Source organism: Streptomyces sp. NRRL WC-3742 (assembly GCF_000720635.1).
Lineage (GTDB): Bacteria > Actinomycetota > Actinomycetes > Streptomycetales > Streptomycetaceae > Kitasatospora.
Map to the genome: position 1 here is coordinate 24,011 of NZ_JOCF01000031.1, position 12,585 is coordinate 36,595.

At 72.6% G+C, this 12,585-nt stretch carries 15 protein-coding genes and 1 pseudogene; 7 read left to right on the forward strand and 9 right to left on the reverse strand.

Going from position 1 to position 12,585, the window contains the following annotated elements; genetic code table 11:
* Window positions 1-8: 8 nt before the first annotated feature.
* Window positions 9-581, reverse strand: coding sequence for a TetR family transcriptional regulator (locus tag IH61_RS0118300; RefSeq protein ID WP_031071013.1), 573 nt, complete (start codon window positions 579-581; stop codon window positions 9-11).
* A 133-nt stretch (window positions 582-714) separates the two neighbouring features.
* Between IH61_RS0118300 and IH61_RS0118305 the strand changes: the two genes are divergently transcribed.
* Window positions 715-1,926, forward strand: coding sequence for an MFS transporter (locus IH61_RS0118305; RefSeq protein ID WP_051837347.1), 1,212 nt, complete (start codon window positions 715-717; stop codon window positions 1,924-1,926).
* Window positions 1,923-2,315, forward strand: coding sequence for a nuclear transport factor 2 family protein (locus IH61_RS0118310; RefSeq protein WP_031071017.1), 393 nt, complete (start codon window positions 1,923-1,925; stop codon window positions 2,313-2,315). The genes IH61_RS0118305 and IH61_RS0118310 overlap by 4 nt, the downstream gene beginning before the upstream one ends.
* A 106-nt stretch (window positions 2,316-2,421) precedes the next feature.
* Here the strand turns inward: IH61_RS0118310 and IH61_RS49605 are convergent, their stop codons facing one another.
* Complete coding sequence (locus IH61_RS49605; protein WP_267884027.1) at window positions 2,422-2,553, reverse strand: hypothetical protein; 132 nt, start codon at window positions 2,551-2,553, stop codon at window positions 2,422-2,424.
* A 526-nt stretch (window positions 2,554-3,079) separates the two neighbouring features.
* On the opposite strand from IH61_RS49605, the gene IH61_RS47000 reads away from it, so the two are divergent.
* Window positions 3,080-3,247 (forward strand): hypothetical protein, encoded by a 168-nt coding sequence (locus IH61_RS47000; RefSeq protein ID WP_158845069.1) that lies wholly within the window; start codon window positions 3,080-3,082, stop codon window positions 3,245-3,247.
* Here the strand turns inward: IH61_RS47000 and IH61_RS44625 are convergent.
* The gene (locus tag IH61_RS44625) at window positions 3,212-4,099 is read right to left on the reverse strand and encodes a LysR family transcriptional regulator (RefSeq protein WP_078911208.1); all 888 of its coding nucleotides are present in this window, start codon (window positions 4,097-4,099) and stop codon (window positions 3,212-3,214) included. The genes IH61_RS47000 and IH61_RS44625 overlap by 36 nt on opposite strands.
* A 148-nt stretch (window positions 4,100-4,247) precedes the next feature.
* On the opposite strand from IH61_RS44625, the gene IH61_RS44630 reads away from it, so the two are divergent.
* Window positions 4,248-4,955: a flavodoxin family protein gene (locus IH61_RS44630; RefSeq protein WP_078911209.1), complete on the forward strand. Its 708-nt coding sequence runs from the start codon at window positions 4,248-4,250 to the stop codon at window positions 4,953-4,955.
* A gap of 65 nt (window positions 4,956-5,020) precedes the next feature.
* Window positions 5,021-6,343 carry an SMI1/KNR4 family protein gene (locus IH61_RS0118340; RefSeq protein ID WP_031071023.1) on the forward strand — a complete coding sequence of 441 codons (1,323 nt, stop codon included), beginning with the start codon at window positions 5,021-5,023 and terminating at the stop codon, window positions 6,341-6,343.
* Between the two features lie 10 nt (window positions 6,344-6,353).
* Here IH61_RS0118340 and IH61_RS47010 read toward each other — a convergent pair whose 3' ends face one another.
* Together IH61_RS47010 and IH61_RS0118350 are read right to left on the reverse strand one after the other, a co-directional pair.
* Window positions 6,354-6,500 carry a hypothetical protein gene (locus IH61_RS47010; protein ID WP_158845072.1) on the reverse strand — a complete coding sequence of 49 codons (147 nt, stop codon included), beginning with the start codon at window positions 6,498-6,500 and terminating at the stop codon, window positions 6,354-6,356.
* Window positions 6,501-6,565: 65 nt separating this feature from the next.
* On the reverse strand, window positions 6,566-9,208 hold the full coding sequence (locus IH61_RS0118350; RefSeq protein WP_031071026.1) for a helix-turn-helix domain-containing protein: 2,643 nt from the start codon (window positions 9,206-9,208) through the stop codon (window positions 6,566-6,568).
* A 118-nt stretch (window positions 9,209-9,326) separates the two neighbouring features.
* On the opposite strand from IH61_RS0118350, the gene IH61_RS0118355 reads away from it, so the two are divergent.
* Together IH61_RS0118355 and IH61_RS0118360 are read left to right on the forward strand one after the other, a co-directional pair.
* Entirely contained in the window at window positions 9,327-9,527 is a 201-nt protein-coding gene (locus IH61_RS0118355; protein WP_420713953.1) for a hypothetical protein, read from the forward strand.
* Between the two features lie 24 nt (window positions 9,528-9,551).
* A complete protein-coding gene (locus IH61_RS0118360) occupies window positions 9,552-10,625 on the forward strand; it encodes a DUF4037 domain-containing protein (protein WP_031071030.1) in 1,074 nt (357 codons plus the stop codon).
* Between the two features lie 92 nt (window positions 10,626-10,717).
* Here the strand turns inward: IH61_RS0118360 and IH61_RS0118365 are convergent, their stop codons facing one another.
* The 4 genes and pseudogenes from IH61_RS0118365 to IH61_RS48605 all read right to left on the reverse strand — a co-directional run bounded on the left by IH61_RS0118365 (window position 10,718) and on the right by IH61_RS48605 (window position 12,461).
* Entirely contained in the window at window positions 10,718-11,275 is a 558-nt protein-coding gene (locus tag IH61_RS0118365) for an ATP-binding protein (RefSeq protein WP_267884030.1), read from the reverse strand.
* Between the two features lie 64 nt (window positions 11,276-11,339).
* Window positions 11,340-11,432: pseudogene (locus tag IH61_RS47760) on the reverse strand (IS5/IS1182 family transposase); the annotation flags it as partial.
* A gap of 43 nt (window positions 11,433-11,475) precedes the next feature.
* Complete coding sequence (locus tag IH61_RS48600) at window positions 11,476-11,985, reverse strand: alpha/beta hydrolase (RefSeq protein WP_051837349.1); 510 nt, start codon at window positions 11,983-11,985, stop codon at window positions 11,476-11,478.
* Window positions 11,982-12,461, reverse strand: a complete 480-nt coding sequence (locus IH61_RS48605) for a hypothetical protein (protein ID WP_051837352.1) — start codon at window positions 12,459-12,461, stop codon at window positions 11,982-11,984. The genes IH61_RS48600 and IH61_RS48605 overlap by 4 nt, the downstream gene beginning before the upstream one ends.
* Window positions 12,462-12,585 lie beyond the last annotated feature (124 nt).

Genomic DNA, 12,585 nt, shown 5'->3' on the forward strand with positions numbered 1-12,585 from the left:
GGCGTTTCTCAGGTGTGGTCGGGCAGAGGGAGGGCGCGGACGGCGCGGGAGATGTCGCTGCGCAGCCGGTCGAGGTCCTCCTCGGGGCCGAGGATCATGCGGCGCACCTGGGGCATGGCGAGGCTCCAGGCGACCAGGCCGAGGGCGAGGAAGAGGCGGGTGCGGGCGTCGCTGTCGTCCTTTCCGGCATCTGCCGCCCGGACGGCCTGGAGCTTGTCCTCGTAGTGGCGCCGGCGGGCGTCCTCGCCGGGGACGGGCCGGTCGCCCATCTCGAGGGCCTCCCACAGCAGCAGCCGCAGGGCCTCGGGGTGGGCGCGGTGGTGGTCGAAGAGGCGCCCGGCGTAGGAGGCGAGGTCGTCGTCCCCGGGCGGGACGGCTTCGGCGAGGTCGGCCATGAGGCGTTCGAGGACGGCGGCGAAGAGGCCGTCCTTGTCGCCGAAGTAGTCGTAGATCGCCCGCTTGTTGGCCCGGGCGGAGGCGGCGATGCGGTCCACGCGGGCGCCGGCGACGCCGTGGGCGGCGAACTCGGCGGCCGCCGCGGTGAGGATGCGTTCTTTGGTCGCTGTGGAGTCGTACGCCATGGGGCGATGGTAGCGGGGGCGGTAACGGTGGCAACGGTGGTAACGAACCAGTTCGTTTGACGACTGGGCAACGGTCTGCCAGTCTCTGTTCCGTCATTCCGAACCATCTAGTTCGTTCGGTTGGAGCCCCTCGATGTCCCGACCCGATTCACCCCCCTACGGCTCGAAACTGCCGCTGCTGATGGCCCTGGCCTGCGGCGTCAGTGTGGCCAACGTCTACTTCCCGCAGGCCCTCACCCCGCTCGTGGCCGACGCCTTCGCCATCACCCCCGACACCGCCGCCGGCATCGCCACCCTCACCCAACTCGGCTACGCCGCGGGGATCTTCCTCCTCGTCCCGCTCGGCGACCGGCTGCCCCGCCGCCCGCTGACCACCACCCTGCTCGCCGTCACGGGCTGCGCCCTGCTGGCCGCCGGACTCGCCCCCGCCACCGGCGCCCTCGCCGCCGCGGCAGCCGTGGTCGGCGTCGCCACCGTCGTGCCGCAGCTGCTGCTGCCCCTCGCCGCCGGCCTGGTCGCCCCCGAACGGCGCGGCTCCGTCATCGGGACCCTCCAGGGCGGCCTCATCGGCGGCATCCTGCTCGCCCGCACCTTCGGCGGCGTCCTCGGCGAACACCTCGGCTGGCGCGCCCCCTACCTGGTCGCCGCCGCCCTCACGGGCCTGCTCGCCCTCGTCCTCGGCCTCGCCCTGCCCACCGTCGCGCCCGTCACCCGCGAGCGGTACCCCGCGCTGCTCGCCGACACCCTGCGCCTGCTGCGCACCGAACCGGCCCTGCGCCGCTCCGCCCTCTACCAGGCCACCCTCTTCGCCGGATTCAGCGCCGCCTGGACGGCCCTCGCCCTCCTCCTCACCGGCCCCCACTACCGGATGGACGCCCAGGCCGTCGGCGTCCTCGCCCTCATCGGCGCCGCCAGCATGCTCGGCGCCCCCGCCGCGGGCCGCCGCGTCGACCGCGACGGCCCCGACCGCGTCAACACCTGGTGCCTGGCTGCGGTGCTCCTCGCCGCCGCCGTCCTCGCGGGCGGCACGGCGGGCGGCACGCTCGGCCTGGCCGCCCTCGCGGCGGGGCTCCTGCTGCTGGACGTCGCCGTCCAGTGCAGCCAGGTCGCCAACCAGGCCCGCATCTTCGCCCTGCGCCCCGAAGCCCGCAGCCGGCTCAACACCGCCTACATGACCTGCTCGTTCCTCGGCGGCAGCGCCGGCTCCTGGCTCGGCGTGCGCGCGTACGCCCTGCTCGGCTGGCCCGGCGTCTGCGCCCTCGTCGCCCTCGCCGCCGCCGGCGCGCTCACCGTCCACCTCCTGCGCACGTACCCGTCCACCCTCCCCGAGGAGTACTCCCGATGACCTTCCCCGCCATGCCCGCCGCCGTCCTGCAGTTCTTCCGCGCCTCCCAGGAGGGCGACGCCGCCACCTGGGCCGCCTCCTTCACCGAGGACGGCGTCTTCCACGACCCCATCGGCACGCCCCCGCTCACCGGCCGCACCGCGATCCACGACTTCATCACCTCCGTCCTCCCGAACTTCCACCCCTTCCTCGGCCTGACCCCCCTCGAAGCACACACCGTCGGCCCCCACGTCGCCGTCTCCTGGCGCGGAGCGGCGGTCGCGCTGGACGGCCGGCCCGTCAACTGGTCCGGCATCAACATCTACGAACTCGACGAGGAGTCGGGCCTCATCCGGGAGGCCAGGGCCTACTTCAACAGCGCCGTCTTCCGCGCCCAACTGGCCGACTGAGCCCGCCGATTGCTCCCTCCGGCCAGGCGCCTCAGCCGCTGAAACCCGCGCACGAGAAGTCGGTCTGTTCGACCTCTCGTGCGCGGGACCTGACCGGCAGCTTCCGTCAGCGGGCTTCCAGCGCTTCGGCTCGCCGCGTGAGCTTCGCCGCGACGTCGTCCCAGTCCGGACCGTGCAGCCGCAGATTCAGCGCCGGCCCGTCCGGCCTCTGGCGCAGCACGAGCCGGGAGCCCGCCATCGACCACCTGCGGGCAGAGCTCCCGCAGCATCGACAGGATCGCGTCCGCATCGGCGAACGTCAGCTCTTCGACGAAGTAGTGCTCGCGGTGCTCCCGCCCGCACACGCCGCTGTCGGACGGTACTCGTCCCCGTAGAGACACCGCGCGTGCGCGGTCAGCGGCCGGAGCCTACGGCGCCCAGATCCGCCGGACAGACGAACCCGGGCCGGATCGCCATCGCCCGGCCCCACGTTGCTCCCAGCATCCTGTCGCGCCGTCGCGCCCTGCCGTACGGAACGCCGGTGCGGGGGATCTCGTAGAAGGCGGGGTTCCTGCACGAGAAGTCGGCCGGTTCGACTTCCTACTCCGCCGTCGCCTGCGGCTCGTGCCGGGTGGCGGGGCGCTCGGCACGCGCTGGGGGTGGGCGCACGAGCTGGGGGGTGTCTCCTCGGCGGGCGGCACTATCGGCGAACTGTTGCTGTGGGGAGGTGGGTTCGCCGGGGTGGGCGGGTGGATCCGGGGATCGCCGGTGCCGCCGCTCGGGCTGTGACCACCGCGCTGCGCCTGCACCCGGGTTGGCGGCTCGGCCTGCACCGTGCCGGGGTGCAGGACCGGGCGTACGGCGGCGGCGTCGGCTGCCTGGAGCACCTCCGCGCCGTTTACGGCCCCGGGCCCGGGCTACTCCTCGGAGGCGGCGAGGAGGAGGTCGCGTAGGGCGGTGGCGGCGTCGGAGGGGGTGGGCGGGGTGAGGATGACCTGGTCGGCGGTGGTGGAGGGGCCGGTCAGGGGGATGATGCGCAGGCCGGGGGGCTGGTGGTCGAGGGCGGACTCGACGGTGATGCCGATCCCCGCGCCGGCGGCGACGTGGGCGGCGATGCCGTGGACGCTGTCGGCCGTGCGGATGATCCGCAGGTCCGCGCCGCCGATCCGGAAGGCGGAGAGCAGCCGGTCGCAGAGGCCGCTGTTGATCTGGTGCGGCCAGGTGAGCAGGTCCGTGGTGGACAGCTCAGCCGCGCTCAACTCCTCGTGCCCGGCCAGGGGGTGGGCCTCCGGGACGAGTGCCATGAACCGCTCCGTGGACAGCACCCGCGTCCGCACGCCGGTGACGCCGTCCGTCGCCCAGCCGATGCCCAGCCCGATGGTCTCCGCCCGTACGGCGGCGAGTTGGGCCGTGGTCGGCATGGGCTCGGGCACGATCGTCACGTCGGGGAAGCGTTCGCGCAGCCGGGGCAGGCAGCGCAGCAGCAGGTGGTAGCAGGTGTACTCGGCGTGGGCGACGACGAGCGTGGTGAGGTGGCCCTCGCCGGAGGCGAGGGCGCGTCCGCGCTGCTGGAAGCGGCGCAGCTGGGTGAGGGCGGCGTGGGCGTCGGGCAGCAGCGCCTCGCCGAGTTCGGTGAGCGACACCCGGCGGCTGGTGCGGTGGAACAGCCGTCCGCCGAGGCTGCCCTCGAGTCGCCGTACGGCCTCGCTGACGGTGGGCTGTCCCCGGTGCAGACGAGCGGCAGCGCGGCCGAAGTGCAGTTCCTCCGCGACGGCGACGAACGCCTCCAGTTCCATCCTGTCCATGGGGGCCAGGCTAGCGCGATCGATCGGTGCGGCCGATCGCTGCGCGTCGAAGTTCGGCGTTGATGGCGGGCAGCGGTCGGGATGGGATGGGTGGGCAGGAACTTCTCCCCTTTCCCCCTTTCCCCTCGACCGGAAGCAGTGAAGACAGATGGCAGTCGCAGTCAGGGATGTTGAGCACGCCCCCACCGTCACCGTGACGGTGGTCTACCACTCGGTGCACGGCCACACCCGGGTCCTCGCCGAGCACCTCGCGGCAGGTGCGAGGGTGGTGCCGGGCGCTGAGGTGCGCCTCGCCGAGATCCGGGCCGAGGACGTCAACTCGGGCCGCTGGTACGACGAGGAGACGATGGCGCTGCTCGGCCGCTCCGACGCGATCGTCTTCGGCAGCCCGACGCTGATGGGCAGCGTCTCGGCGGTGTTCAAGGCGTTCATGGAGGCGGCGTTCACGCCGTTCATCGAGCAGCGCTGGAAGGACAAGCTGGCCGGCGCCTTCACCATGTCCGCCTCGCAGAGCGGCGACAAGCTGACGGTGTTGGAGCAACTCGCCGTCTTCGGCGCGCAGATGGGCATGCAGTGGATCGGCGTGGGCGACATGCCCGGCAACAACTGGAGCGGCGGCAGCCGCGACGACGTCAACCGGCTCGGCTCCTGGCTGGGCCTGATGAGCCAGAGCCACGCCGACCTCGACGCCGCCCAGGCGGGCTCGCGAGGCGACCTCATCACGGCGGAGCGATACGGCGAGCGCATCGCCCGGCTGGCGCAGCGCTGGGTCAACGCTGTCCCGTACGAGACGCCCCGGATGACGGAACACGAGGCCCGCGCCCTGTCGGCCTCGCTGCGGGAGGCGGCGGCGTAGGGGGACGGCTGTCGGCGGCGGCCGGTACGGTCCGTGGGGCCGCCTACCCGTTCGGAGGGACTCCGTTGACCGCGCTCCATGAGTTCGCCACCTGGGAAAATGTGCTGACACTCCTTCGGGGTGAGCCCGCCGTGTCGGGATGGTTGTCCTCGACGGGGTGGGGTCTGTTCCTCGGCGATCCGAAGGCTGTCGCGCCGGTGCAGCGTGCGCTCGCGGAGGCGGGCGTGCGGGAGGTGATGTTCGCGGCGGACTTCGCGCCGGACGGGCGGACGGCGCTGCACCTGTTCGAGGTCGGCCCCGCCGTGGAGCCCGCGTTCGGCTATCCGGGCCCCAACCCGGGCACGCTCGTCCTGGTCGACGGCGTGGCCGCCGGGCTCTGGCGTCGCCTGCCCCGCGCCGTGCCCGGGGTGGTGTCGGCGCCCTCCGCGGATCCGGCGCTGCTGGAACGGACCCTGCGTGAGAGGCTCCCCGACGCCGTCGGCGCGACGGAGGAGCAGATCGCGGCAGTGGAGGAGCGGCTCGGCGTCGCGCTCTCCGAGGAGCTCAAGGTGCTCTTCCGCGTGACCAGGGTGGGCCCGCCCGGACCCGACGGATCGGGGGACTGGGAGGCCGACTACGCCGAGGTGGAGGACGCCGAGTCCGCAGTCGGCTGCGAACTCTTCGGCCTGGACGGGCTGTTCGCGGCTACGGCAGCCACCCGACTCGGCTCGCGGCGGAGCGCGGAGACGGAGGCAGTGGTCACCTCGGATGATGCTGCCGTCCTTGACCTGGTCGGCTCGCCCGGCTGGATCGCCTTCGGCAGCAACGGCGGTGACACCTTCGCCGTCGACATGACGCCAGGCCCGGGCGGGCACCTCGGGCAGGTCATCCTCATCAGCCATGAGGAGAGCATCGGGGCGGACCTGTACGGCGAATCCTTGACGGAGCTGGTCCTGAACGGCTTCGAGCGGGGCGGGCGGGCCGACGGCGGCGTGGAGTGGGGGCCGCCGGTCACGGCCCGGGTCGGTGACGGGCCCGGCGGCATGGCCGACCTCGAGTCCGCTGCCCATCCCGACCTGGAGGTCGTGCGGATATCCCGAGGCGGTAATACGCCACCGATCAGCCTCGCTCCCATCGCCGGGCTGCCCCGCCTGCGCACCCTCATCGCGCACCCCGGCACGCTCGCCGACCCGCTGGAGATCGCGGGCATGAGCGGGCTGGAGTACCTGGGGATCGGGCTGGACGAGTGGCGCATCCTCCTCGACGCCGGGGCAGTTCCCCGGGGGCTGCTGGCCGCGAACGTCGAGGTGCGTGGGGACGAGCACCCGGTGGAGGTGGTGGCGACGGCCAACGAGCTGCTCGCGCTGTGGGGGCGGCCGCTGATCGCCCACACCGTCGTCAGGGGGTGACCACCGGGGCTCAGTCCGTGGTTTCGGGCTCCGGCTCCTCGTCGGGCAGCGGCACCGGCATCGGTGGATGCGCGGGCACCCGGTTCGGGCCCCGGGAGGCGGGTCTGCGCTGGGCGCGCCACTTGCCCTGGCGCTCGGGTGGGATCGTGCCGCTCATGAGGGCCTCCAGTCGTGCAGGGGCAAGGGGGATGCCCATCATCTCGCCTGCGTGAAGCGTTCAGTTCAGGACCATGGGGGAGTGGGCGACCCGTCCGGGTCCAGGCCGTACGGCCAGATCTCCTTCTCGAGAAAGCCCAGCTGCCCGGCGTTGGCGGCCTGCTGGTAGAGGGTTTCGGCACTCGCCGCGTCGCCGGCCTGCCCGCGCAGCCGCGCCAACTCCACCAGGGCATAGGGTCGACCGGCGTCGGCGGCGCGACGGCAGAGGGCCTCGGCGCCTGCCCGGTCTCCAGCCTTCTCCCGTAAACAGGCCAGGCCGGTCAGGGCTCTGGTGCTGCCGGCGTCGATGGCCTGCTGGTAGAGGGCTTCGGCGCTTTCGAAGTCTCCGATCCCCTCGCGTAACCGCGCCAGACAGGCCGGGGCGCCGGATCGGTCGGCGTTGGCGGCGCGGTGGCAGAGGGCTTCGGCGCCCGCCCGGTCCCCGGCTTTCTCTCGCATTCGCGTCAGGTGGGTCAGGGCTCTGGTGTCGCCAGCGTTGGCGGCTTGCTGGTAAAGGACTTCAGCGCTCTCATCGTCCCCAGCTCTCTCGAATATGCGGGCGAGGCCGGTTAGGGCGTTGGGGTGGCCGGCGTCGGCGGCGCGGTGGCAGAGGGCCTCGGCACCTGCCCGGTCGCCGGCCTCTATCCGTCTCCAAGCGAGGTCGATCAGGGCGCCGGGGTTGCCGATGTCGGCGGCTCGGAGGCAGTGGGCTTCGGCGCCCGCCCGGTCCCCGGCCTCATCCCGCATCCGCGCCAGTTCCACGAGCGCAATGAGGTTGCCGGCGTCGCCGGCACGGAGATACAGGGCCTCAGCCTCCTCCCGGTGCCCGGCGTCCTCTCGTAGGCGCGCGAGGTTGTTCAGGGCGCCGGGATGGCCAGCATCGGCGGCGCGGAGGTAGAGGGTCTCGGCGCCTGCCTGGTCTCCCTCCCACTCCCGCATGTCTGCCAGTTCGGTCAGGGCGTTGGGGTGGCCGGCGTCGGCTGCGCGGTGGCAGAGGGCCTCGGCACTTGCCTGGTCTCCGGCCTCTATCCGTCTCCAAGCGAGGTCGATCAGGGGGCGGGGGTTGCCGATGTCGGCGGCTCGGAGGCAATGGGCTTCGGCGCCAGCCCGATCCCCCACCTCATCCCGCATCCGCGCCAGCTCCACGAGCGCAATGGGGTGGTCGGCGTCGGCGGCACGGCGGTAGAGGGCTTCGGCGCCTGCCTGATCCCCGGCCTCATCCCGCATCCGCGCCATGTGGATCAGGGCGTCGGAGTGGCCGCCCTCGGCGGCGCGGCTGCGGAGGTGGTGGGCCCATTGCAGTCGGTGTCGGCAGTCGGCGGCGGTGGCGAGGTTGCTGAGGTCGTCGGGATCGGTGAGGTGGGCATGAGCGGCGTGCCAGAAGGAGGCGGGTGGGCAGAGTAGGTGGCGGGTGGTGCGTCCGTGCTGCTCGAGGTAGTCGGCGAGGCGGAGGACCGGTTCCGTTGTCGGGACGGGCGCTGGTTCGCCCGGCGCGCGGCGTGGGGGGCGGGCAGTGGTCCGGCGCAAGGGAGCTTGTTTGCCGTGGACGGGGCGGGCGAGTTCGGCGAGGGCGGTTGTGGCCCAGTCCTCAGCGAGCTGGTCGTAGTCGTGGTCGGCGAGGTAGTCGGTCGCCGCGTCGGTGAGGAAGGTTTGCGGGAGGTGGAGCCCGACGCCGAGGCGGCGGGCGTCCATGGCGGCTTCCAGCAGGGCGCGGACGGCGGGGGTGCCCATGTCGTAGCGGCGTAGGAGTTCGGGCGCGCCGGCCAACTCCTGGGTGATGCGTTCGTGGGCGCGGGTGAGGGCGTCGGCCATGAACGGGTCGCCGTGTTCGGCGAGTGCGGTGGCGGAGCGGAGGGCTTCCTGGTCGAAGGTCTCGGGGACGGTGAGGAGGCGTCCGGCGAGGAGTTCGCGGACCTGGCCGTGCGGGTCGGGTAGGCCGGGGCGGGGCAGGGCGGTGTACGTGTCGGCGTACTCGGGCCACAGGGTGCCCAGCACCAGGACCGGTTGTCGGCCGGGGCGGGTGAGGATCGCGCGCAGGGCGGCCGCGATGCGCTCGCCGGTGAAGTAGTGCTGGGCCTCGTTGAGCCACACCACCGTGCGGGGCGCCACGTTGTCGAGGTCGGCGAGTACGGCCTCGGGCCGGGTCGGGTGGAGGGGGTGCCACAGGCGCCACCCCCGTTCGGCGAGCGGCTGGACTGCCTCCCAGCAGGCCCGCGTCTTCCCGGTCGAGGACGATCCGACCAGGACCACCATCCGACTGCCGCCCTCCTCGACCGCGCGCACCGCCTCGGCCAGGGCCTGGTCGTGGGCGCGGCGCACGTACCCGGGCAGCGCCCCCTGCGAGCGAGCGTCGCTTCCGGCCGGGTGGACCTCCAGGTCGTGCGGGTCCCACTGGCCGATCGGCTTGCCGGGCCCGGCCTGCGTGGCTTCGGCCTCACCGGCTGCGGTGCGTCGCAGTTCCAGTAGTTGCTCGACCGGCAGGTGGAGGGCGCGGCCCAGTGCCGCGACCGTCGCGGCGGACGGGACGGGGCCGTCGCTCTGGAACGCCTGGTGGAGGGTGGTCCGGCTCAGTTCTGTTCGGGCGGCGAGTGCGGTCATCGTCAGCCCCTGCCTGGCCCGCTCGTCGCTCAGCTGCTTGCGCAGCTCGGCGAGCGCGCCCTTCCCACCCACATGAACTCCCGACCGCGTGTGTTCAACGGTGTTCATCTTCGTCCGGCCGGACCACGGCGAACACCGTTTCCGGGACCTTCGGTCACGTCAACATCCCACCTGCTAACGGGAGATCACCGTGAACCGCATCGCCATCGTCCTGCTCGCCACCGCCCTGGTCGCCCTGCTCGCGCTCCTGGCCGGCGCAGCGGCGGGCATCCTCGCCCGCCTCGACGGCGCCACCTACCCCGCCGCCCTCATGCGCGCGGCCGCCACCTTCGCCGCAGCCCTCACCCTCGCGGCGGCCGTCACCGGGGCCATTACCCAGTTCCTTCTCTGAGCGGCGACGGGCACAGTGGGCGGCATGGTCACATCTGCGGCTGCCTTCGTCCCCGGCCTCGACCTCGCGCGGGCCCTGTACGAGGAGGGGGTGCGGCCGGTCCTTCGCACCGCCCTCCCAACGCTCCGGTACGCCGCCGCCCGTGTCGGGGACGGGTCAGAGGTGCTGGGGTTCGACACCGCGCGCTCGACGGACCACGACTGGGGGCCGCGCCTGGAGCTGTTCCTCACGCCCGAGGACGTGGAACGCCACGGGGAGGAGATCCAAGACCTCCTGGCGCGACACCTGCCCAAGCAGGTGCGCGGGTGGCCCACCCACTTCCGTCCCAGCGGCGATCCGCATGACCCCGTCCGGCACATGGAGCTGACCGAAGGCCCGGTCGACCACCGGGTGACCGTGCAGGACGTGGACACCTGGGTGGCGGCGCGGCTCGGTCCGTGCGCGGTGGAGCCGGAGGCCGGCGACTGGCTGGCGATGCCGCAGCAGAGGTTGGCCGAGGTGACCGGGGGAGCGGTGTTCCGCGACGACCTGGGCGAACTCGGCACGGTCCGCGAGCGGTTGGCGTGGTACCCGGACCAGGTGTGGCGCTATCTGCTGGCGTGTCAGTGGCAGCGGATCTCCCAGGAGGAGGCGTTCGTCGGGCGCTGCGCGGAGGTCGGCGACGATCTGGGCTCTGCGGTGGTGGCGGCAAGGCTGGTCCGGGACGTGATGCGGCTGGCGCTGCTGCTGGAGCGGCGGTACGCGCCGTACGGCAAGTGGCTCGGCAGCGCGTTCGCGCGGACGGAGGCGGCCGGGGTGCTGGGCCCGTCACTGCGTGGTGCTCTGGCGGCGACCGAGTACGCGGACAGGGAGCGGCACCTGTGCGATGCGTACGAGGCGGTGGGCCGGATGCACAACGCCACCGGGCTCACGGGGACGCTCGACCCGAGCCGCAGGCCGTATCACCGCAGGCCGTTCCAGGTCCTGCACGCGGAGCGGTTCGCCCGGGCGCTGATGGAGACCGTCAGTGAGCCGTGCCTGCGTGACCTGCCGCTGACGGGGGCCGTCGATCAGTGGGCGGACAGTACCGACTTCCTGGTCCGGCAACCTGATCTCTGATTGGCCGGCGCCGCACTGGGGGCTGTCCGGCGGATCATTTCGGGCTGGTGCAGGCACGCCCGGTACGGCTGAGTTGTCGTGGGCCGCAGCAGTCACGCGAACGACGGCCACCGGTCGGCGGCCCACTTCCGCCAGTCGACCCACCCGGGCGGCGGGCCGGCGACCCTGCGGCCCGCCAGCTCCGCCGCGTCGGGCTCCTCGAACTGCGCGCGCCCGTGCAGGATGTCGGCCTCGGACATCGGCAACGTCTCCTCGGGGGTGGTCGCCCAGCGGTGGGCGATACGGGCGCGTTGGGTCTCATCGTCCACCGGCAGGTAGACCATGCGGAAACACGCCCCCTCGGCCTCCACCAGCCAGCGGACCGCGGACCGTTCGTCCCGCGACCAGCAGCCGTAGTCCACGACGACATTGGTGCCCAGTCGGACCGCCTCCAGGGCGAGCCAGAGCATGCGCCCCTCCAGCACATCGCGCTTCCCGTCCGCCTCCGCCTCGCCGAACAGGGGAATCATCCAGTCGTCGGGCGTCAGACGCAGCGCGCCGTGCTCTGCGGCGAGCTGCCGAGCCCGCGTGGTCTTTCCGGCCCCTGGCAGGCCGACCATCAGGAACAACGTGGTCACCCCCCGATCGTGGCAGGGAAGCGAATCAGACAGCCACCGTTTTATCCGCCCGATCCTGGCGTCTGCGGAGGTGGCGGCGATTACGGCGGGAGCCTTATGCCTTGTCGCCGCCCAAGTGGTCGGGACGAGTGTGTGGATGCCCACCGCCGAGGCGCTTGACCCGGATGCGTTCGAGGACTGGGATCAGCTGACCCCCACGCGAGGCGACCGTCACATGATCCGTCGGACAGGATCTAGCCCTGGAAGAGCACTTCCGGATTGTTCGGCGAGGGGCCGTCCAGCAGCGGGCTGCAGATCCCCTTCAGTGTCTGGTCGAAGAACGCCGTCACGTACTCGCGGGTGATCTCCACCCCGCGTTCCGGGGAGAGGCCCTGTGCCGGGAACCCGGCCTGCTTCTGGAGTACCTCCAGGTCGGCGAAGCTGAAGTGGTCGGCGCCGGTGACCGTCAGCCACTTCTTGTAGCCGCCGAGGGCGGCCCAGGTCTGGTCCCACGTGGTGTCGTGGCCGCCGGGCGAGTGGTCGGCTCGGCCCAGCATGAGGAGCGGCCGGTCGATCTGGCCGGGCGTCGGGGCCGGGTGGAAGGCGCCGTCCATGTCCACTCCGGCCCGTACGCGCGGGTCGGCGATCATCGTGGCGGCGGCCGCCCCTCCGCCGAGGGAGTGTCCGGCCATGCCGATCTCGTGCTTGTCGATGAGGTGAGCCAGGCGCCACGCGGTATTGCCGTGCGTCAACTGGTCGATCACGAAGGACACGTCCGTCGCGCGGCTGGCGGTTTCGAAGTTGAAGTCGATCTGCTCCCGCTGGAAAGGGCCTGCGGGGTGACGCCGGAGCTCGCCGGTATCTTCGCGTGACCGAGGATTCCGGCTGCCTCGCCGAGGGTCATGTACGGGGCCGGGGTCCCGGTCCCGGGGACGGCCGGGTAGATCATCGTGACGGTCAGCTGGCGGGGGCCGGACGACGGCACCCACGGGTCGGGGCGGTTCGTGTCGGTGAGGTGGATGATCTCCTCGCCGGCGGCGTAGGGTCCGGTCGGCGCGGGGAGCACGCCCTGGAAGGACCGCGTGGTCGCGGTGGCCGTGGCCGGTGCGGTGTCTAACGCGTGCGTGGCCACCGGTGCGGCCACCGGTGCGGTCGTGGCGGCGAACCCGCTGCCGGTTCCGGCGACGAGGGCGGCGAGCGCCAGGGCTGCGACGGCGCTGATACGGCGATTGCGTTTCATGGGGGCGACGCTAGGTTCCGCGGCTCCGTATCGAATCAACCCACGGTCCGGCGCCGTTCGTAGCTCCCGGGAGGTACCGGCGTACCGGAGTGATACGCCGGGACTACGTCGTGCGGCGCGGGGT

Coding starts and splice junctions, on each gene's coding strand:
- IH61_RS0118300 (WP_031071013.1), bottom strand. CDS start 581: ATGGCGTACGACTCCACAGCGACCAAAGAACGCATCCTCACCGCGGCG.
- IH61_RS0118305 (WP_051837347.1), top strand. CDS start 715: ATGTCCCGACCCGATTCACCCCCCTACGGCTCGAAACTGCCGCTGCTG.
- IH61_RS0118310 (WP_031071017.1), top strand. CDS start 1,923: ATGACCTTCCCCGCCATGCCCGCCGCCGTCCTGCAGTTCTTCCGCGCC.
- IH61_RS49605 (WP_267884027.1), bottom strand. CDS start 2,553: ATGGCGGGCTCCCGGCTCGTGCTGCGCCAGAGGCCGGACGGGCCGGCG.
- IH61_RS44625 (WP_078911208.1), bottom strand. CDS start 4,099: ATGGACAGGATGGAACTGGAGGCGTTCGTCGCCGTCGCGGAGGAACTG.
- IH61_RS44630 (WP_078911209.1), top strand. CDS start 4,248: ATGGCAGTCGCAGTCAGGGATGTTGAGCACGCCCCCACCGTCACCGTG.
- IH61_RS47010 (WP_158845072.1), bottom strand. CDS start 6,500: ATGAGCGGCACGATCCCACCCGAGCGCCAGGGCAAGTGGCGCGCCCAG.
- IH61_RS0118360 (WP_031071030.1), top strand. CDS start 9,552: ATGGTCACATCTGCGGCTGCCTTCGTCCCCGGCCTCGACCTCGCGCGG.
- IH61_RS48605 (WP_051837352.1), bottom strand. CDS start 12,461: ATGAAACGCAATCGCCGTATCAGCGCCGTCGCAGCCCTGGCGCTCGCC.